The sequence below is a fragment of the Weissella fangxianensis genome (genome assembly GCF_024718545.1).
Classification (GTDB): Bacteria; Bacillota; Bacilli; order Lactobacillales; family Lactobacillaceae; genus Weissella; species Weissella fangxianensis.
The window spans coordinates 1-21,050 of record NZ_JAMXDB010000023.1 but is presented as its reverse complement, the minus strand read 5'-3'; the positions used below and the strand labels follow the sequence as shown (position 1 = coordinate 21,050).

Sequence of the window (21,050 nt, the reverse complement as noted above, 5' to 3'; positions counted from 1 at the left end):
ACCGATAGCAATGAAAAAGTCGTTGCTGTCGGTTTTTTGTTGTAAATAAAAATGAAGAGGGCGGTACAAAACGCACTGCTCTCTTCGTTCAAATTTTTTCTAATCAACAGTAGATACTGAAGCCACTGATTTTTTTGTTGATAACAACAAATTCAAAATCACTGCCGTAATTGCTGCCACCGTAATAGGTGATCCTAACAAATATTGCAACATTTGTGGCGAATCGTTAACCACCTGATCAGGTAAGAAAACTAAAGCTAATGTCATAACAATTGGCACACCAATCACATAACCTTTATTACCCGTCATGTTCAAATCACCAATAACATTCAAGCCACTCAACATGATGATTACAACGATAACTGCAAATACCCCACCGACAACAGCTGATGGAATCGCAGCCAGCAATGCTGATAACTTGCCAAAGAATCCTAAAATAACAAACCAAATCCCAGCGGCCACGAATACCCGGCGACTAGCGACACCAGTAATTGAAACGACCCCCGCATTAGTTGAATAACCAGTCATTGGCGTACTACCTAGCAAAGCCGAAACCAAACAACTTAAACCTTCACCAATGACACCACGATTCCATTGTTTATTAGTAATTTCTTCCTTCGTCACCGCACTCATTGCAAACCAGGTACCAGTCGTTTCAGTGGTTAAAACCATAAATATAATAATAAACGTAATGATGGCTGATATATTAAAACTTATACCATAGTGCAACGCTGTGAATTGCGGTAAGCTAAACCATTCAGCTTTGGCTACCGTTGACCAATTCATAAGCCCCATAAAACTTGCTGCGATGGTACCAACTGCCAAAGCAATCACAATTGAACCAATCTTAAAAATTCTCTGTAATTGTGGTAGATGAGTCCCAATCGCAATTGAAATCAATAATGCAACCATCGTGATAGCAGCTAATTCAATATTTTGATAAATATTGCCACTTGCTTTAAAAATATTATCATTCAAAGCTGATGGCAACAGAGATAACCCAACACAGGTGATAATCGTGCCACCAACAATAGATGGCACCAACGTATTAACTATTTTTTGATAAACACCTGATAGGCCAAGTAAAATCAACAAAACCGCGGCAACCGCACTCGAACCAATAACAGCTGCCATACCACCGTTAGCGGCCCCATTGGCCATGAATACACCAACAATGGCTCCAATCGGAACATATGATGGTCCCTGTGACATGGGCATTTTCATAAATACCGATGTTTGTAGCAAAGTACCTATACCACACGCCAGAAAGGCAACTTGTAAAAAACCAGACGTTTCTACAGCATTCATTGAAAGCAAACCAGCAATAATTAGCGGCGGTACATACACGTCCATTGCAAGTACGTGTTGCAAACCTAATAGGCCCGCTTCCGCTACTGGGACCTTATCATTTGCTCCAATTAATAAGCCACTCTTCTCTTCAGCCATGAACTTTTTCTTCTCCTTTTAGCTCACAATGTTCCACATGAAACATTCTATTTAACGAAAACGCCTTGTGTCATCACATGATCAATTTCTGATGCGGTGGTTTGATACATCAACTTTTCAAATGTATCCTCTGGGACTTGTTGACCAAACGTTGGATACTTTGCATGGGCAATCTGGATATCTGCTGCATAACCTTGCTTGATTTGTCCAGTCACCAAATTCAAACTTTTAGCCCCACCGACTGTCGCCATATAAAAGGCATTTTTAGCAGTAATTGCTGCATCATGTTTACCACGTAAGTCAGGTGTTATCTCACTATCTACCCCGTCATTGAGTAGCCGTGATGACATAATCGCTTGGCGAATATTTTGGTAAACACTAGGATCATAGCCTCCAGAAATATCCGTTCCCATTCCCACTTTGACATTTTCTGATAGTAATTTTTTAGCTGGTAACACGGCATTACCAAAATAAACGTTAGAGATAGGGCAATGGGCGACCCCAGCGCCACGATCTTTAAATCGCTGGATATCTTCATCATTCAATAATGTGCCATGCGCCATCACTGATTTATCTGTTAATAAGCCAAATTCGTCCAACACATCCGAATCACGTTTACCATGGGTTGCCAACGCATACCCATTTTCCCAATCGCTTTCACTACAATGCGATTGGATTGGCAAATCATATTTAGCAGCCAGCTTACCTAGGCCAGACAAGACCTCGTCTGTACAAGATGGTAAAAATCTCGGTGTAATTACTGGTGTTACCGGTATCGTTTGATTTTCATTTAAAGTTGCCACTTCATGGATAAAGCTTTCTGTTTCATCTAGAGCTGTGGTTGCTGATTCATCACGGTAATATGCTGGTGTTTGCTCTGGATTATCCATGACAACTTTTCCAACAAAGCCTCGTTGATGATGCATTAGACATGATTTAACAAGTTCCAAATTACCTGTATTATCGACCGAACCAAAATAGAGGGCTGTCGTTGTCCCATTAGCCAATAATGTTTCCACAAGATTGTCATACACTAAGTGAGCATACTTAGCATCTTTAAATTTTGCTTCTAATGGAAAAGTGTATTCTTCTAACCACTCATACAATGGTCTATCTAAGGCTAATCCCGCATTTGGCCATTGTGGCGCATGGACATGCAAATCAATGAAACCAGGTAATATCACTTGGTCATCAGACAACGACACTAACGTTCCATTTATTTTTGCATCATTAACAATTATCTGATAATCGTCATCATCTGCTAAAATAATCCGCGCAATCGTTCCTTCATCGTCAATACAAACTAGGCTATCTGCCTGGTAATCCACTTGATTTTCATCAATAGCAGTATAATAACCACCTTGTAAAACTGTTTTGTAATTAATCATCATCACCTCAAAAATTATATCGTTCTCGAATAACTAAGATTATAACAAACATATTCATTATTATCACTGTAAAACCAGTATATTTATTAACTAAAATCAAAAACAAACAATAATTGTTCGCATTTAAGACATAGTAACCCTTATGTTGATTTAAAGGTTACTAATCATTATAATGAACTTGTTCTAAAAATCTATCAGACTGGATACAACTATTATGCAGAACCAACAAACAAAGAAACTAACTCTGGCCGCAATGATGACCGCCATATTAATTATTCTTGGTGTGTTTCCAGGCATCCCACTCGGGTTCATTCCTGTACCAATCATCCTTCAAAATATGGGCGTCCTATTAACGACTGAATTATTAGGCGCCAAATATGGTACATTATCTGTATCTTTATTCTTAGCATTGGCACTTTTCGGATTACCAGTGTTATCTGGCGGACGAGGTGGCTTTGCCGTTTTTCTTGGACCAACTGGTGGCTATTTGATTGCCTGGTTACTTGTACCAGCAGTCTTGGGGACATTGCTGTACTTACTTAAACGAAACAACCGTCTTTCTTGGTGGCTAGAATTAGTGACTGTCATGGTTGCCGGCGTCTTATTGATTGATGTCATTGGCTCAATCTGGCTTTCTGTTCAATCACATATACCACTAACAACCGCACTATTTTCTAATGTCGCTTTCCTACCAGGTGATATGATTAAAGCAACATTATCAGTTATACTGGCTAGACGCTTAAGAAAAATACCTGCGCTGCAAGGCATTTTTTAGAGGGAGATTATTTTGACAACAACCAAACAAAAAGTATTATTTGAACTATTAGCTCATCAAGGCGACTGGACATCAGGAGATGAGTTAGCAACGGACCTGCAAATCAGTCGCGAAAGCATTTGGAAAGCTATTAATGCTTTAAAAAAGAAGAATCATCACATTGAAAGTCGTAAAAATTTGGGCTATCAATATATTGAAACACCTAATCTGGACGAAAATGTTGTGCGTTATTACTTGGATGATCAACGTGTTGATGACATATTTGTTGAACAAGAAGTCACATCAACTCAACACCTAGCTAAGCAGTATTTAACAACACATCAAGTACAAAAGCCGGTTATCTTTGCTGCTGAATCACAGTCTAGTGGTTATGGTCGTCGTGGTCGTGCCTTCTATTCTCCTGCTACTAGTGGCCTATATTTCACGATTGTTCTGCCCAACAAGACTGAAGATTGGTCGCAAGTTGGTCTTTTAACAACTAGCATGGCAGTTATTATTGCGCAAACCTTGGAGCAATTCTTCCCTGACGAACGGATTGATTTAAAATGGGTCAATGATTTATTCATTAATGATAAAAAGGTCGGCGGCATTATTACCGAAGCAAATATTGAGCTTGAGTCTAAGTCGGCATCGGCGTTCATTATGGGCATCGGTCTAAATTTAACAACTGAAAAATTTCCTGATGAATTATCAGATATTGCCCAAGGTATCGACAGCAAAGTGACGGTTGATCGCAATCGATTATTAGTTACGCTAGCGCAACGTATTATTGATACTTATGATCATGGTGATATTCCGGCTCTATTAGACGAATATCGTCGGCGCTCAAATGTTATCGGTAAACAAGTGACCCTAAAATTAGGAAATAAAATGATTACTGGTACTGCAAAACAAATTGCCAATGATGGTGGCTTAATTATTGAGGATGAACATGGTATTACAAAATCATTTACAAGTGGCGAAGTTATCAAAACAACCGTCTTTAGATAAACATGCGCCAACATCAACAATACATGGTATTGATTTAGATCAAGACGGGCGTTGTATGCACTACCATACTGAGAATGATATTGTTGCCCTAGCGTGTGCCCAATGTCATCAATATTTTGCTTGTTATCTTTGTCATGATGCCATCATGACACACAAATTTGCACCAGCTAACCCAACGGCTAAATCCGCCATGTGTGGTGTCTGTCATCAAACGATGGCTTATCAGAGTTACTCACAAAATGAATGTCCAAATTGTCATCACGCGTTTAATCCTAAATGTGCGCGCCATCAGGATATTTATTTTGAGTTGTGAAAATTTATTAAAAAACAAAATAAAGGAGGCCGAAACAATTTTACGTGTTTCGGTCTCCTTCTCTATATTATTTTGATAAACAACTAAGCTTGGTGCAACCAAACTGTCATTTGTCCTTCATTTCTATTAGCCCAGGCATAGTAAGGGATTAGCTTTAGTTGTGCCTTTTGAACTGTTTTTTCTTCATCGAAGGTATAAAGCGCATCGGATGTTTTTCCTTCTACTAATTTCGTTGCATTATTTGTGGTTAATGTACCAACACCATCCAGTAGTTCTGCTTCATAAGCGTAATTAAATGCAGGTTTTTTATCAAGCTCGTAAAGCCAAAGTGGTCCTTCATTATCTTCTTCTTCTGCACAATAGACAATGGGTCCTCTTTGAACAGCTACCTTACCAATATTGTCCTTAACTCGTGTGTTTGTTCTAACTGTATGTGCTGACATATCAAATTGCACTGAAATCTCAGCATCATCATCGAGATCAACATACAAAATTTGATCCACTAATTTTGAATCTGTTGCTTTTCCATTAACCGTCACTTGATAAGCATGTAAAGTCCAACTAGGAATTCTGATACCAAATGTGAATGCTGTTTTCTTGGTATTAGTAATAGTGTACTTCACATCACCATCCCATGGATAATTGCTATCTAGTTTAATTTCAACACCATTATCAAACGTTGTATCGTTAGCAATAAATTGATGCGAAAGAATGGTATTGTCCTTAACCTCATACAAATATTTATCGATTGAGGCAATCAGACGCGTAATGTTGGCAGGACAGCAAGCACAAGCAAACCAAGATGAGCGCCTAGTTGCAATGTGGTTCTTTCCTTGGTTGCCACGACTTGCCTTTGGATCAGCCTCCAATGGATTAACATAAAAATAATGTTTACCATCTAATGCAATTCCACTCAATGCACCATTAAACAATTCTTTTTCAATAATGTCGCCGTATTCACCACTCATATGGTTTTCCAACATCTGTTTAGCAAAGAAAACCATTGAAACCGATGCACAAGTCTCACCATAATCGGTATCATTTGGCAAATCGTAGTCATAGGTAAATGCCTCTCCATGGGTAGTTTGGCCGACGTTACCAGTAATGTACAATTGCTTCTTAACAACATCTCGCCACAGACGGTCTGCTGCATCTTGTAACTCTTGATCATGCGTTAAACGCGCAACATGGGCAAGACCTGTACAGAAATATAAGACACGAACGGCATGACCATGAGCATCAGTCTGCTCAGTCACTGGTTTATCAGCGAAATAGTATCGATTACCAATCGTTCCCAAATCAGGGAAGAAATCCCGATCAACACCATCCGCTTCATTTTGCTTAGCAAAGAATTCTGTATCTTGACCACGTTGTTTAATGAAGTATTGCGCTAAATTTAAATATTTTTGCTCATACGTTGCTTCATATAAACGTGCTAATGCCAATTCAATTTCAGGATGCCCTGGAATACCAAGAATCTTACCGTCTGCCGTACCAAAATGGTTATCAATACAATCCGCCATTTTCTTCGCAATATCTAGTGCCTTTTCATTACCAGTAACTGAATAATACGCTACCCCAGCCTCAATATAGTGTCCCATTGAATATAGCTCATGTGATTGCTGCAAACGTTTGAACTTTCGCTCAGGCATTTCAATCTGGAACATCGTTGACAGGTAACCATCGTCCTCTTGTGCATCGGCAATCAAATCAACAACGGAATCTGCTTGTTGTTTGAGTTGATCACTTGGTGCATAGTTCAAAACATAGGCCGCCGTTTCCAACCACTTATAGACATCAGTATCTTGAAAATCCATGCCAAAAAATTCACCCGACATTTGACCAGCAGCAATTTTAAGGTTCGCAATGGCATGACTTTTATCAGCAGAACCACCAGCAGCAAATGGATCATTTGTAACTTCAACATGACTATTGTCGTTGATCATATCCCATTGAAACGGGATTGATTCATTTGCCATTAAATCACGATATCTTTGCCAAAAATCTGAAGTAACAGTTGTATGTTTTAATGTGACATTTTGCATTGCGTAATTCTCCTTTATTTAACGTGCTTAATCCACAGAATGAATGCAATACCGACTAACGTAACCATGATAGAACCGGTAAACACAAGATTATAACTACCTGTTGCTGTCACAATAATTGATGTCGCAGCAGGAGCCAACATCTGTCCAGCAGTATTTGTTAGGTTACCAAAGCCGACGTACTTACCAGTCGTCTTTTTCTCTTTAGCTTCATCAGGAATAACATCAATATTCAATGCCATATCAACAGCCAAGTAAATACCATAACCAAGACCTGCCAGAACAACATAACCAATAACACCATTTACTGATTTAAATAGTAGCATGCTTATTGCTCCAGCAATCATCAGTAAACCACCAAAAGCAACTGGAATTTTACGAGCTCTTAACCGATCTGAAAGTGGTCCAGAAATGAATAACCCAATCATTGAAACAACTAGTGTAAATAATGATAATGTATTCATCGCTCTAGCAGCTGCGAGCACTGATAGCCCTAGGTGATCCTCCAAAATATAAATTAAATATTGGAAAATCATCGTATAACTGGTCATAACAAGGAAACGACCCACACATGCCTTATAAAAATCGTGTCCGCCTTTTAGGCTAGGTGGTAATAACGTTGACATAACGTCCAAGACTGATTCATTCTTAGGAACAACAGCTTCCTTTGATGACTTCTCACGTGGTGTCATTGCTAATACAATCAATCCCGATGCGGCGATCATAATACCACCAACGACAAACCCCATGCTTTGATATGATTGGCCTAAGAAGTATGAACTAATAAATTGACCAACTGGTGCCCCAACCGAAGTTGCACCAAATCCTGCTGATAATGTACCACGAACATTTTTAGTAGCTCGGTCAGCCAGAAAGGCATACATTGGTGTTTGGATAGCATTCTGACCTAAAGTATTAAAAATATAGGCCATCGTTAAACTAGTCGTTGATTCAAAAATTCCTAGTGAATATAGTCCAATCCCTGCAACAAACGAACCGATGAAAATCCAAGGCGTTCGCTTACCAAAACGTGATCTTGTACGATCAGATAAAGTTCCCCAAATATAACCGACAAACAATGATACCAGTGACGTAACCGACGTAATGACACCATAAGCCGCTGTTGGATTTCCGATTCCCACATCTTTAATATGCTGCGGTAACAGAACTGCACCATTCAATGTAAACGCTGCGTTATTCAAAATACCATAGATGATAAAGGCAATCAAAAATCGCCAAACTAATGCTTTAGACCATGGTTTACCCGTTTCTGGAGATATCGTATCCGGATCAACAGTCGACGTAGCCCCTGCAGAGTTTCCAGCAGGGCTAAAAAGCTTTAAATTTTTCTTTTTTAACACTGTACTTCCCTCAATTCTTTTTTGCACAACATAATCAGAAAACGTTTTCTATACCATAATGATAGCGCTTCCAATAAATGGCAAAAACTGCTAAAATATAGCAAATGGTACATTTTTTTGTCATTATGTTATTTTTTATTTTAAAATAAATCATGAGGGATATTTTAAAATCAGCTCTTAATCGTTATTACGTCAACGTTTTAAAAAGAGGTTTTAAAAAATAAATTTATTTAGTATACTTTACATGATTTTAGGTATACTTTTTTGTCTAAAGCACAACACATAAAGGTAAATGAATTATGGAGTATTATGCATTCGATATTGATAATGATGTCACTTTCATGGTTGGTGGTATTTTTTCTGCACAAAAAGGTTGGCAACACAGTGACCGCTATCACCATGGTGACTATGAACTAATTCTTTGTACAAAAGGTCCCTTGTACATTACTGTTCAAAATACACAATATACACTCAATCAAAATGACGTTTTATTCGTACCACCGTACCAATTAATGACTGGCACACGCCCATCTTCAGAAGATGTAGAATTTTACTGGCTACATTTTATTCTGCCAAAGGACACAACGACATTTAAAGGTACAAATTTAGAATCACTACCTATTAATGGTCAGCAATCAAACGTCTGTGTCATTCCACAACAATTCCAGCTAACCAATACTGATCACTTTATTGTATTCATTCATCAACTATTAAGTAGTGACCTACAAAATGTTTATGATCGGAAAATAGCAAATTGTCTAGCAACAATGGTTTTGATGGAAATTAGTAAATCCATCTTTAATCGGTTAACAGATAAAACAAATAACGTTGAGCGTATTGATCGACTAAAGGAATGGATTCGAGTAAATCTATATAAATCACCAACCGTTATGGATATGGCAGAGGAAGTCCAACTAAACCCACAATACCTTTCCAAACTCTTTAAAAAAGTTACGGGTATCCCACCTAAACAATATTTATTGCAACTAAAAATACAAACTGCACAATCTTTGCTTATCAGAACTAATCTTTCAATCAAGGAAATTGCATCGAATGCTTATTTCGAAAACGAAAAACTCTTTATGCGCCAATTCAAAAAAGTTTGTGGCCTAACGCCAAGTAAATATCGTGCGCAATTTGATGAAATTTATCATAATAATCAAGTTATCAGTCCTGTATTACCAATCCCAGAAGAAATTTCGCGACATTTAAATGACGTACCTGATTTTGGTAAAATACCTGAAAAATAAGAGAGCAAGGAAAAGTCGTTTTAATCAAAAAGTGGTTGAGGCACTCATGTTGTCTCAACCACTTCATTTTATCTAATGCAATTCACGCACAAAACGCTCTGTAATTTCTTTTGGTCGGGTAATCGCACCCCCAACAACAATCCCAGCCACACCCATTCCTTGAATCTTTTTTGCTTCTTCAGGTGTGTGGATTTTACCTTCCGCAATGACATCAATCCCATTATCAACCAGTCGTTGGATCAATTGATAATTTGGACCATCAATTTTTTCACTATTCGCAGTGTAACCAGCAAGCGTTGTGCCCACAAAATCAACACCCGCTTGCCATGCATTTAAGCCATCTGCGAACGTCGCGATATCTGCCATCAATAATTGTTCTGGATATTTTGCTTTAATTTGGCCAATAAATTCGCTAACCGTTAGACCATCATGTCGTGGTCGCAACGTGCCATCAAATGCAATCACATCAGGTTTTGCCATCATTAACTCATCAACTTCTTGCATGGTAGCTGTGATATACGGTTCTTCAGGTGGGTAATCACGCTTAATAATGCCAATAATCGGTAAATTAACCATCGCTTTAATTTCTTGAATATCACGCACTGAGTTGGCACGAATTCCGACTGCACCACCTTGTTGGGCTGCCAAAGCTAATAGTGGCATAACCCCACCTTTTCCCATATACAACGGCTCACCTGGTAACGCTTGACATGAAACGATTAATCCATTAGCAATTTGATGCATCAACGCTTGCTTATCCATTTTGAATGACTCCCTCAATTCGTTCAATCTATCAACTACTTACTATCCCCTAATTTCGCCAGCTCATCAATCTTGTCATAAAAGGCCTCTGCATCAACACTTGTAACAAAAGTAATTTCACGACCTTCGTCAGTTTGATATGTCCGTCCTTCTGACGCACCAGTTGTTATCACATCCGTCTTTACTTGCACCGATTCTACTAGTTCTGGATACGTCGATGCCAAAGTTGTAAGTACGTCCCATAGATAATAAGTCGAGTTCGCCTCAAACGAATGCACTAATGAATAGCCCTGTCCAATTAAATCTAACGCTGGATGCTGGCGTTGCTTAGCCCAACGTTGCCGCAATTCAGCAGTTAAAGGAACTTGGTCCGTACTATCCAATCCGACCATAACGATCTTCAAATCTGAATCCCAGACTTTTTTCACCGCTTCAGCATCCCAATAAGCATTCCACTCCATCGTGTCGTCGGCACCCGGTTCAGCAACATTCCCTTTGCTGTTCAATGCACCACCCATCCAATGGACACTTTCAATCTTTTCAACAATACTTGGCTCTTCATCTAATGCACGTGCCAAATCTGACAATGGACCAGTCATAACTAAAGTTACGCTGTCATCCGCTGACTTAATCTTATCAATCATGTCCAGATGGCCTGGTTTTGTCGCAACTGGTGTTTTAGGCTCACCATGCTCGTTTAAAATTGGAAAATCATCAAATGAAAACGAACTTAAGCGCCATTCTTTTGGAAATTGATGCGCAGCTCGTGAATTTGACTTGGCAATATCCATTGGTTGCCGACTTTCATGACCAAATAAATCAACAATTTTTCGCGATGCTGAAACCGAAGGCTCAACATAGCCATCAGCATCAGTCACCCCGACCCCTAATAAGTTAACATCTGGCATTTGCAACAAAAGTAATAACGATACTAAATCATCAACGTTCCCATCATGGTTGAAATATACATTCTTCATTACGTTTTCCCCACTAAATTGCTTATTTTTCTTAAAGATTACGGAATTTTATTATTATCGTCAAGTTAAACATTTATGAAGTATCATAGAGATATGAATAATAATAGCCAGTATGTATATTTATTTAAAAAATATAATAAAAATACATTTTTATTTGTTGAAATATGATAACATTGTGCATTAGAAAGTCATTTAATATTCTATTTTTCTAGGAGGTGGTGCGTTAATCATGGCAGAAGTAACGCTTACTATTAAAAATAACAATGAACTAACTAGTTCAGAACTAATTACTATTATGCAAGCACGTACCAAGGTGTTTGTTGTGGAACAAAACTGTGCTTATCAAGAAGTTGATGATGCCGATTTTAATGCTCGCCACGTTTGTTTAACAAATGATCATGATTTGGTTGCTTATACACGTATTATCTCTGATGACGATCCAAACTATATACGTTTCGGACGTGTTTTAGTAGCCACGTCCTATCGTCATCAACAATTTGGCCGTCAAATCGTTACCGAAACCATCAAAGAAATTCGACGACTCTATCCGGAGAAAGATATTAAAATTGGTGCGCAAAATTATCTACGCAACTTTTATGAGTCGTTTGGTTTTCAGGCCGTATCCGATGTCTATCTAGAAGATGACATCCCTCATATCGATATGCTTTTGAGCGAGGACCATTAATATGCAATATCTTGTTTTAGTCGGTGCATTATGCTCCGTTGTTTTTGGTTCAGTTTATTTAATCGCAACCATACAAGGTAGAGCGCAACCTAATAAGGTGACTTGGCTATTGTGGGCAGTATCACCACTGATTTCTGTCGTCGCAACGATTGCGGCAACTGGATTTGATTGGTCTATCTTACCAGTATTTATGGCTGGATTTATGCCCCTATTAGTATTCATCGCCTCAATGTTTAACAAATCTGCTTATTGGAAATTGAGCTTTCTGGATTATCTCTGCGGAATCGTGGCCATCTTCGCCATCATCATTTGGCGCCTAACTGATGACCCAATTCTTGCTATTATCTTTTCAATCCTTAGCGATGCGATTGCCTCACTACCAACATTGCATAAGGCTTGGCTTTATCCCAACACCGAAGCCCCAGTCTATTACATCGGCGGTGTGATCTCGTCAACCTCGGCAATTTTAGCGGCAACCACTCATTGGTCATTTAGTACCACTTCATTTCCAATTTATTTATTCATATTGGACACATCATTAATGTTGATCGTTATACTCAGAAAAGCTGCATTGTCAGATAATAAAATGACACCCTAACGCAATATCGTATGCGACGCTGTAATTCTGGTAAAATATAGATGAAAGCGTTCTAAAAGAAAGGGTACATCATGAAAATAGCAATTGCAGGTAGTGGTGCAATGGGCAGTCGCTTTGGTTACATGCTCCATCAAGCAGGTAATCAAGTCACATTAATAGATTTGTGGCCGGAACATGTCACAACGATCAACACACAAGGGCTCTCAGTAGAAACCGCTGGCAAGCAACGATTTGTAAAGATTCCAGCTGCTTTTCCTGAAGATGTTCACGGTGATTTTGACCTGATTTTACTATTCACAAAGGCGATGCAGTTAAATGATATGCTGAATAAAATTTCGCATCTATTAACTGATAATACAGCAGTCTTATGTTTATCAAACGGTATCGGTAACCTGGAAACAATTAGAAAATTCAACTCGCACCTCGACTTATTAGTTGGTACAACTCTCTGGACGAGTGAATTAGTCGGTCCTGGTGCCGTGGTTCTAAATGGTTCTGGGTATATCGAATTTCAAGCAATTGAAAATGTTTCACATGAAACAGTCATTAAAATTAATGACGTTCTAAACGAAGCTGGTTTAGATGCTCGTCCTAGCAACAATGTCTTATTGTCAATCTGGAAAAAGGCTTGTTTAAACAGTGTTCTAAATACTTTCTGTACGATCCTAGATTGCAAAATTATGGACCTTAGAAAAAGCCAATATACACCAATTTTAACAAAGCGCGTTGTTAGTGAATTTGAAGCCATCGCCAAAGCTAAAGGCATTCCTTTAACTGCCGAACTTGCTTTAAAAACAATTAACGCATCACTGGCACCCGATCAAGCAGGTGATCATTATCCCTCAATGCATCAAGACATTGCCTCGGGACGATATACTGAAATTGATTACTTAAACGGTGCGATTGCACGTATGGGAAAGGAATTAAATATTCCTACTCCAACTAATACATTAATTACAGAGCTAATTCATGCTCGTGAAGATATTGTCATTAAAAACTAAACAGTAAAAAAGTGGTTGGAACAACATAACAGTTCCAACCACTTTTTGCATTAGTAATATATTAATTAATAGCCAAGGGTACTTTATGATCCGGTTTTGGATACTCTTGATCTAATCGCTTAAGTTCCGCAGCGGTTAGTTCTAAGTTAGCCGCCCGCATATTTGCTGCAGCATGTTCTGGATTATTAGTCTGTGGAATAGCAATCGTCTGACCATTTCGTATAATCCAAGCAAGCAACAACACATATGGTGTTACGCCATGTTGATCAGCAATTTCTTTAACTACTTGATTAGTCAGCATCGAGGTTCCTAACTCATTCTGTTTACCACCAACTGGGCTGTAAGCAATCAAAGGTACCTGGTGTTCCTCCTGCCAAGGCAACAAGTCATACTCAATACCTCGTTCCTCAATGTTATAAAGATCTTCATTCACGGTTGTATACTTTCCGGCAGGCAGTTCCCAGAGTTCTTCCATGTCCGGAACATCAAAATTTGATACACCCCAAGCTTTGATTTTCCCAATTTGTTTCATACGATCTAATTCGGCAATCGTTTCAGCCAAGGGCACACCACCACGCCAATGATAGAGGTAAAGATCAAGATAATCCGTTTGCAATCGCTGTAACGACGCATCTAAATGTTGTTCCAATTTCGCCTTAGATGCATTATGTGGCAATACCTTTGAAATTAAATAAATGTCGTCACGTTGATAAGGCGCCAATGCTTTTCCAACTAATGTTTCTGATTTACCTGAACCATACATCTCGGCCGTATCAACGACAAGGGCACCGGCATCTAAGCCACTACGAATAGCTTGGATTTCTCGTTGTTCTTGTGAGGGATCTTCCCCCATATGCCATGTTCCAATTCCAATTGCTGGTACTTCTACACCTGCTAATGTCACTTTCTTCATCGCATTCTCCAATCTAGCATATTACCTATATGACTACACTTCGAGTCTAACGAACAGCATGACTGAATACAACTCATACCATCTGAGAACTATTAATGATTTAACTTGCTCGTTCGATTAGATGTTTTGTATTCAACAATCATCGTTGATTCATTTTTTAACACAAAGCGGGTTGGGATATTTATTTTATCCCCACCCGCTTCCTATTATTCTAATCAATCACAAACGTATTCGTTGATTCATCATACGAAAAATGCGTATGTAATGGTTGGCTCACTTTGTTTAACCGTTCTAATAACAACGCTGCCGATTCAGCACCAGGAATGCTTGGCAAGCCTCGTTTTACAGGATTTCCATCCGTTAAGCCCAAATCTATTGGTATAACATGAATTTTAGCATCATGATTTTCATCAACATCCACTTCTAAAATGATATTTTGTGAAAACTTAGGATCCGCATTAAACCCAATAAAATGACCATTATCATCCATTGCACGTTGACGATGTAACTGAGATGGTTTAGCATGCTCATCTAGCCCATACTCGGCATACATTTCAGGGGGAATGATAGAATTTCATGATTCAAATTCCATCATTAAGCTACCCAAATTATAAAATATTGGTTTGCCATGGTAGGTTTCTACACCACGCATAAAGTGTGCCCCATGCCCAATCACGACATCTGCTCCCGCATCAATGGCGGCGTGTGCTGTTTCAACAAAGAAGTCAGCTGGCGCATCATCATACCAATTGGCATTGATACCTTCATGCGAATGGATATTTAGAAAGACAAAATCACTACGGAATTTTGCATCGCGAATACTGTCTGTTAAAGCATCTAAATCAGCTGTATTAACCTCAGTTTTGAATTGTGTTTTTTCTTTCTTGTGGAAGGTTAAATTCTTTTCAAATAATGAACCAAAAATCAATGTATTAGCATCTGGCTTTTCAAAGCCTTCAATGTTTCTCCCTTGTTCATTACTTGCTGTTAATCCCAAATCATCAGAAATTTTTTCCAATTGCTCATATTGTTCTGGTGAAACTTCATACGTTTCGCGCCAGCGCAGCGGATTAACACCCGGACGCGCCGGTACACCATTCCCTGCATTGCTTGCCATAAATACATCCGCTCGCGTGGCTGTTGCCGTGACAAAACCGATTCTACCAGAAGGTGTATCACTAAAGCTTGGCATCCGCGCCTCATCGAGAGAATTAGCTAAACCACCCACGGTAAGCCCTTGCGCTGCAGCAGCTTCAAGTGAATCACGCATTCCCTCAATACCGAAATCACCACTATGATTATTTGCTAAAGAAATCAATTTTATATTCAGATCCGCAAATTCTTTTAACGTATCCGGCCGGACCGCTGTGACGTATCCTCTACCAGCGGCAACGGCTTTATCTGGCTTTGGTGTTGAAAATTCTGCATTTGCGAATACAGCATCAGCTGCTTGTAATTTTTTGACTAAAGTTGAATCTAATCTATTAACCAAGTTACGACTTGAAAATAGCATGTCACCCGCTAATATTAATTTCATATTAAATACTTACTTCTCCAATTCACTAATTGACTTGTTAATTTCTACTTTTCCTGAATAATTAGCTTTTATCCATTTCTGTATCTTTTTGTCGTGGTACAGATTCAAGATTTTTTTATAGTTTTCATCATTGACATGCTTTTTATTCGTTACAATGACGTTAACATTTGACTTGGTATTTTGATCCAATTTCTCATGGAAAATCGCATCCTTAAATACATCTAATTTTGAGATTTGCGCTGTATTATTATCAATAGCTACTGCGGCAATCCCATCATCATGAAGCAAAGATGGTGTACTAGTTGATTCAACCGTCTTAATTTTTAATTGCTTAGGATTCTCTTTGACATCACTGGGCGCCACTAATTCATCCACCCGATGCTTGTTCAAAGTTACTAAGCCGGCTGACTCTAATAGTTTAAGCCCGCGACTCTCCGCAGCGGCATCATTAGCTATTGCCACGGTACTATTTTTAGGAATACTTGAAATTGACTTATATTTACCAGAATAGATTCCCATTGGTTGAATATAAGTTGTTCCCAGCGCATAGACCTTTTTATCAGGATTATTTTTGTTATAGGTGGTATAAAATGCATAAGATTGAAAAGCATTTACCTGAATTTCATCATTAGCTAAGGCTTTATTCAAACTATTAGAATCTGTAAAATCCTTAACTTCAATATTTAGATGCTTTTGCTTAGCAACTTTCGAATCAGCAATATGTTTCCATACAACTGTATCTGTTCCTTGTGACCCAATAGTAATTTTAGTATCCGTTGGCTGTTTATTTGATAACGTTGCATATGTACCAAACCCGGCTATCGCCACCCCTAAAATGACTATACCAAATAATATATATTTACTTTTCTTTTTCATCTGAAACTCCTCATAACCTACTGATTCCTATAATTATTTAACCACATTAATAACAATAACACGATTGGTCCAATTTCTATCCTAAAAAAAAGTACCCTTGCATTTATCTACATAATAATAGACAAATACAAAGGTACTCTTTATGTTACATCTAGTGAACAGCATCCCCATGTTCAACAGATGTTTCCTTTATCAACCAAACACTTAGTCCACCGATGATGAATAGCACTGCTGATACCATAATCATATGTGGCATTTGATTTCCTAATAATGGATAAATTGCAAACGACACAACTGAAGCAACAATTTGTGGGAAACAGATCCATGTATTAAACAAGCCCATATAAGTACCATCATGCATACCATCTAAGGCATTCGTTAAAATTGTAAATGGAATAGCATTCATGGTAACCCATGCAATTCCGATCAAAACAAATGATAGAGCTGACATCGCCTTTGAACCGGTTGTTGCTAACATAAAGAACCCAACCGCTCCTAAGAACAAGCCAAGGGTATAAGCTGGCTTACGCGTTTTATTACTCAAACGTGAAATCACCAAGCCCCAGACAATTGCAGCCACGGTTTCAATTGATGATAAGACACCAAACCAATTTCCGGCCGCTTGGAAGGCTCCTGATGAAGCATCAGTTGTGTGCCAAATATTGGCAGCAACAGCACCTGTTCCATACGTCCATAGATATTGGAAACCTGCCCAACAGAAGAATTGCACAATCCCAAGTGTCCAAAAGACTTTTGGCGCATTTTTGATGATTTTTAGTAGATTAGTCTTTTCGGTTGTTTCACTGATACCATGATATTCAGCATATTTACTTGGCTCGTATTCATCAACTTTCCAAACCGTAAATGCTGCAGAAACTGCCAGAATAATTGCCCCTACATAGAATGACCATTTAACCGATGCAGGTAACTGACCTTGGGCAGCCACGTTAGCAACACCAATAGCAGTAAAGAAATATGGGAATAGGTTTGCAATCACACCACCAATATTTCCCCAAATTGTCTGCCATGACCATGCCATATCCTTTTGACTGTCATTGACCATGTCTGAAATCATCATCTTAAATGGTTGCATAGACATATTTGATGATAAGTCCATAAATAAAATCGCAACAGCACCAAACCAAAGAGCCGTTGATGCTTTAAACCCAAATGAACCCGCATTTGGCAATAATGCCATCACCACGATTGCCACCAATGAACCCAAAATCAGGTATGGTAAGCGGCGACCAATTTTTGGAATCCACGTACGGTCTGAAAAATAACCCACTAACGGTTGCACAACCATTCCTGCCAAGGGTGGCAAAATAAAGAAGAAGCCTAATTTAGTAGGATCAGCGCCCAATGTTTGAAAAATACGTCCCATATTGGCACTTTGCAACGAAAAAACCATGGATGTTCCTAAGTTTCCGAAGGTCATTAACATCAATGTGGCAATTGATAATGTTGGCAAATGCTTTTTACCAAGTACATTTTTTATCTCTGACATAATATAACTCCATACTCATAAATTTGTTTATATTTGCGTTCAGTAAATGAAAGCGTTTTACTTACAAATAAAACTATACTTTGCCAAACAAAATTATGAAAGCGCATTCTCGATGTTACCGGTAACAGGTTTCTCGCCATGCGTAAATTTACGCGCACGGTCATATCCATGGTATTATGGAGTGAGTAATTTATGAAAATGTTTTTAAATCAAGCATCGAGGTCAACACCATGGTTTCAATATCTGACGTGGCTCATGAGGCGCATGTTTCAAAAATGACGGTCTCTCGAGTTATTAATCATCCTGAGCAAGTATCAGCTGAAATTAGGACAGATGTCCAACAGGTTATTTCACAATTAGGCTATGTACAGAATCGTGCTGGTAAAGCACTGGCAAATAATCGGCACTATAATATCGCCTTCATCTTATTAGACGACATCAATGAAATTGAACCTTATTACGCTCATTTACTCATGCACCTGACCGATGCTTTACGCAATGAAGGCTACACGTTAGAAATGCGTCATGATCGTAATTTTGATTTGACGAATGTCGATGGGTTCTTAGTATGTGGCGCTCGTCATAGTGATTTCGATATCTTAAATAATCTACCTATCCCCGTTGTTATCTACGGTACAGAAGCAGGCATCACATCTGTAGATATCGATAACAAAGCTGGTACGTATCTAGCGACGCAATTATTGATTAATCAACAATATCAACGCCTGTTATTTTTGGGGATGGCGATTGATGAACCCTTTGAAACTAACCGTGAAGCTGGTTATCGACAAGCCATGCAAGAAACTGGACGTGAACCTGAAATTCATCATTTGCCCAACAATGAACAGATTGCGTTCCAATTCTTACAGAATAGTCATTTAAGTGCTAATACCGGCATCATTGCTGCCACTGATCGTCTGGGTTTGGGTGCACTACGCGCTAGCCGCCATCAAGGATTGGCTGTACCAGATGAAGTGGGTATCGTGGGATTTGATGGCATTTATATTCACCAATTAGCTGAACAATCGCTAACCACTGTACAACAACCACTTAAAGAAATTGCCGAAAAAATGGTGCAATTATTACTAGCCGAATTATCTGGAGAAAGTGTGACATCAGAATATGTTGTCCCTGAATTAATCCATGGTGAAACAACGATAAAATAACAACATATCAGTTAGGCATCTTGAGCAGCATTATTGTTCGTTTATTCAACTGATGTTACATTGTCATTCAAACGACTGTTAAAGTAGCAGAAAGGCAAAATTCTATGATTAAAAAACAGCGGTTATCCCTAGATGAAGTGGTGCCTGGAGAGACCTACGAAGAATGTTTATTTCTATACTCTGTCGACAGGATCCATATTGACTCAGTCAAATTCAAAAACTGTGAGTTTCAACAAACCGACTTTTCAGATAGTGAATGGCTCGACTGTCAGCTTGAAAAATGTCATTTTCTGAACAATGATTTTACATCCAGTATTTTCTATCGAACAACTTTCGAAAAATGCCAATTAATGGGGGTTGATTTTTCAAATAATCAATGGAAAAACACCTTAGTTACCAACTCAAAATCCGATTATATAAATTTATCTGGTTCAAAAATTGAGAATAGCCAATTCGAAAAAAGTATTTTATTTGGTTCATACTTCCAAGATGTAACAATTAAAAAAGGCTTGAAATTTGTTCAATGTGAGCTCGATAAAACAGATTTCCTAGATACTTCTCTAGTTGGCGTTGATATTTCTAGCAGTTACTTCGAAATACTAAACGTCGCAACCAATCAAGTACGTGGCTGTACCATCAGTCCGCAACAAGTAATCGCCTTCGTTAGTCTACTAGGTGTTAAAATTAAGGATGACGCATCTTGATTTATTGCACGTCCCAATTCAACATGCTAGATTGAAACTAATACTTAATAGAGGAGGGTTTATTTATGAAAATTGATGTCGCGTTAGATAATAATAATTTTATTCCCGATAAGTACGCAAAATTTGCGCCTGAACAATATCGGCGTGATGACGCACCGGTTATTAACTTCCCAATTAAAGTTAACGAAGCTCCTGAAGGTACCCAATCATTAGCTGTTGTCTTTATCGACTATGATTCAGTACCTGTAGCCGGTTTTGTCTGGATTCACTGGTTAGCAGCTAACTTACCAGTAGCTGATATTCCTGAAGATATCACCCACGCCAACGTGTCATATGTCCCCGGAACTAATTCACAGTACGCAGAATATCGTTTGGACAATCCAGAATTAACACAAAGCTATACTGGTCCAATGCCTCCTGATAAAACACACGATTATACACTCAAAGTTTTTGCATTAGATACAGAATTAGACTTAGCTGCTGGTTATTTCCTAAATGATTTCCGCCGTGCAGCTAAAGGACATATATTAGATACAGCTTCAGTAGACTTACCTGCTCGTAGTAACTAATGTTCCATGTGGAACAATTAGTCGTTAAACATTAAAAAGGGTTGAGACAAAACAAGTGTCTCTGAACTGAACCCCGTAAGTTGGAGTAATTTCCAAAACTTACGGGGTTTTACTATGTTTTCAAAAGAAGTACAAATTGAAGCTGTCACAATGTATCTACAAGGTATTCCGCCTTATAAAATACGGA

Annotated in this window: 21 protein-coding genes; 10 read left to right on the top strand and 11 right to left on the bottom strand. The window is 38.6% G+C overall.

What is annotated here, in order from left to right; all coding sequences use genetic code 11:
- Nucleotides 1-99: 99 nt before the first annotated feature.
- Both NGR58_RS06835 and NGR58_RS06830 read right to left on the bottom strand, forming a co-directional pair.
- Entirely contained in the window at nucleotides 100-1,446 is a 1,347-nt protein-coding gene (locus tag NGR58_RS06835) for a uracil-xanthine permease family protein (protein WP_258088847.1), read from the bottom strand.
- 47 nt (nucleotides 1,447-1,493) lie between these two features.
- Nucleotides 1,494-2,834: an amidohydrolase family protein gene (locus NGR58_RS06830; RefSeq protein WP_258088846.1), complete on the bottom strand. Its 1,341-nt coding sequence runs from the start codon at nucleotides 2,832-2,834 to the stop codon at nucleotides 1,494-1,496.
- A gap of 214 nt (nucleotides 2,835-3,048) precedes the next feature.
- On the opposite strand from NGR58_RS06830, the gene NGR58_RS06825 reads away from it, so the two are divergent.
- From NGR58_RS06825 to NGR58_RS06815, 3 genes are read left to right on the top strand one after another with little or no spacing between them, the layout of a single operon-like run.
- Nucleotides 3,049-3,609 (top strand): biotin transporter BioY, encoded by a 561-nt coding sequence (locus NGR58_RS06825; RefSeq protein WP_258088845.1) that lies wholly within the window; start codon nucleotides 3,049-3,051, stop codon nucleotides 3,607-3,609.
- Nucleotides 3,610-3,621: 12 nt separating this feature from the next.
- Nucleotides 3,622-4,599, top strand: coding sequence for a biotin--[acetyl-CoA-carboxylase] ligase (locus tag NGR58_RS06820; protein WP_258088844.1), 978 nt, complete (start codon nucleotides 3,622-3,624; stop codon nucleotides 4,597-4,599).
- The gene (locus NGR58_RS06815) at nucleotides 4,541-4,912 is read left to right on the top strand and encodes a CHY zinc finger protein (RefSeq protein WP_345791605.1); all 372 of its coding nucleotides are present in this window, start codon (nucleotides 4,541-4,543) and stop codon (nucleotides 4,910-4,912) included. The genes NGR58_RS06820 and NGR58_RS06815 overlap by 59 nt, the downstream gene beginning before the upstream one ends.
- A gap of 83 nt (nucleotides 4,913-4,995) precedes the next feature.
- On the opposite strand, the gene NGR58_RS06810 is transcribed toward NGR58_RS06815, so the two are convergent.
- Both NGR58_RS06810 and NGR58_RS06805 read right to left on the bottom strand, forming a co-directional pair.
- Nucleotides 4,996-6,957, bottom strand: a complete 1,962-nt coding sequence (locus tag NGR58_RS06810; protein ID WP_258088843.1) for a glycoside hydrolase family 127 protein — start codon at nucleotides 6,955-6,957, stop codon at nucleotides 4,996-4,998.
- A gap of 14 nt (nucleotides 6,958-6,971) precedes the next feature.
- Nucleotides 6,972-8,318 (bottom strand): MFS transporter, encoded by a 1,347-nt coding sequence (locus NGR58_RS06805; RefSeq protein WP_258088842.1) that lies wholly within the window; start codon nucleotides 8,316-8,318, stop codon nucleotides 6,972-6,974.
- 299 nt (nucleotides 8,319-8,617) lie between these two features.
- Between NGR58_RS06805 and NGR58_RS06800 the strand changes: the two genes are divergently transcribed.
- Nucleotides 8,618-9,568, top strand: a complete 951-nt coding sequence (locus NGR58_RS06800; protein ID WP_258088841.1) for an AraC family transcriptional regulator — start codon at nucleotides 8,618-8,620, stop codon at nucleotides 9,566-9,568.
- 72 nt (nucleotides 9,569-9,640) lie between these two features.
- On the opposite strand, the gene NGR58_RS06795 is transcribed toward NGR58_RS06800, so the two are convergent.
- Both NGR58_RS06795 and NGR58_RS06790 read right to left on the bottom strand, forming a co-directional pair.
- On the bottom strand, nucleotides 9,641-10,330 hold the full coding sequence (locus tag NGR58_RS06795) for an N-acetylmannosamine-6-phosphate 2-epimerase (RefSeq protein WP_258088840.1): 690 nt from the start codon (nucleotides 10,328-10,330) through the stop codon (nucleotides 9,641-9,643).
- A 35-nt stretch (nucleotides 10,331-10,365) separates the two neighbouring features.
- Entirely contained in the window at nucleotides 10,366-11,307 is a 942-nt protein-coding gene (locus NGR58_RS06790) for a nucleoside hydrolase (protein ID WP_258088839.1), read from the bottom strand.
- Nucleotides 11,308-11,536: 229 nt separating this feature from the next.
- Here NGR58_RS06790 and NGR58_RS06785 point away from each other — a divergent pair, with 229 nt between their 5' ends.
- The 3 genes from NGR58_RS06785 to NGR58_RS06775 all read left to right on the top strand — a co-directional run bounded on the left by NGR58_RS06785 (nucleotide 11,537) and on the right by NGR58_RS06775 (nucleotide 13,591).
- Nucleotides 11,537-11,992, top strand: a complete 456-nt coding sequence (locus NGR58_RS06785) for a GNAT family N-acetyltransferase (RefSeq protein WP_258088838.1) — start codon at nucleotides 11,537-11,539, stop codon at nucleotides 11,990-11,992.
- A gap of 1 nt (nucleotide 11,993) precedes the next feature.
- Complete coding sequence (locus NGR58_RS06780) at nucleotides 11,994-12,590, top strand: hypothetical protein (RefSeq protein ID WP_258088837.1); 597 nt, start codon at nucleotides 11,994-11,996, stop codon at nucleotides 12,588-12,590.
- Nucleotides 12,591-12,661: 71 nt separating this feature from the next.
- A complete protein-coding gene (locus NGR58_RS06775; protein ID WP_258088836.1) occupies nucleotides 12,662-13,591 on the top strand; it encodes a 2-dehydropantoate 2-reductase in 930 nt (309 codons plus the stop codon).
- A 61-nt stretch (nucleotides 13,592-13,652) separates the two neighbouring features.
- Here NGR58_RS06775 and NGR58_RS06770 read toward each other — a convergent pair whose 3' ends face one another.
- From NGR58_RS06770 to NGR58_RS06750, 5 genes are all read right to left on the bottom strand, one after another.
- Nucleotides 13,653-14,504, bottom strand: coding sequence for an aldo/keto reductase (locus tag NGR58_RS06770; protein ID WP_258088835.1), 852 nt, complete (start codon nucleotides 14,502-14,504; stop codon nucleotides 13,653-13,655).
- Nucleotides 14,505-14,715: 211 nt separating this feature from the next.
- Nucleotides 14,716-15,057 carry a hypothetical protein gene (locus NGR58_RS06765; RefSeq protein WP_258088834.1) on the bottom strand — a complete coding sequence of 114 codons (342 nt, stop codon included), beginning with the start codon at nucleotides 15,055-15,057 and terminating at the stop codon, nucleotides 14,716-14,718.
- A gap of 21 nt (nucleotides 15,058-15,078) precedes the next feature.
- Entirely contained in the window at nucleotides 15,079-16,041 is a 963-nt protein-coding gene (locus NGR58_RS06760; protein WP_258088833.1) for a CapA family protein, read from the bottom strand.
- Nucleotides 16,042-16,050: 9 nt separating this feature from the next.
- Entirely contained in the window at nucleotides 16,051-16,917 is an 867-nt protein-coding gene (locus NGR58_RS06755) for a MetQ/NlpA family ABC transporter substrate-binding protein (protein WP_258088832.1), read from the bottom strand.
- A 151-nt stretch (nucleotides 16,918-17,068) separates the two neighbouring features.
- A complete protein-coding gene (locus tag NGR58_RS06750) occupies nucleotides 17,069-18,424 on the bottom strand; it encodes an SLC45 family MFS transporter (protein WP_258088831.1) in 1,356 nt (451 codons plus the stop codon).
- Between the two features lie 230 nt (nucleotides 18,425-18,654).
- Here NGR58_RS06750 and NGR58_RS06745 point away from each other — a divergent pair, with 230 nt between their 5' ends.
- The 3 genes from NGR58_RS06745 to NGR58_RS06735 all read left to right on the top strand — a co-directional run bounded on the left by NGR58_RS06745 (nucleotide 18,655) and on the right by NGR58_RS06735 (nucleotide 20,863).
- Nucleotides 18,655-19,590, top strand: coding sequence for a LacI family DNA-binding transcriptional regulator (locus NGR58_RS06745; RefSeq protein ID WP_258088830.1), 936 nt, complete (start codon nucleotides 18,655-18,657; stop codon nucleotides 19,588-19,590).
- Nucleotides 19,591-19,694: 104 nt separating this feature from the next.
- Nucleotides 19,695-20,294: a pentapeptide repeat-containing protein gene (locus tag NGR58_RS06740; protein ID WP_258088829.1), complete on the top strand. Its 600-nt coding sequence runs from the start codon at nucleotides 19,695-19,697 to the stop codon at nucleotides 20,292-20,294.
- Between the two features lie 65 nt (nucleotides 20,295-20,359).
- Nucleotides 20,360-20,863, top strand: coding sequence for a YbhB/YbcL family Raf kinase inhibitor-like protein (locus NGR58_RS06735; RefSeq protein ID WP_258088828.1), 504 nt, complete (start codon nucleotides 20,360-20,362; stop codon nucleotides 20,861-20,863).
- The last annotated feature ends 187 nt before the right edge of the window (nucleotides 20,864-21,050 follow it).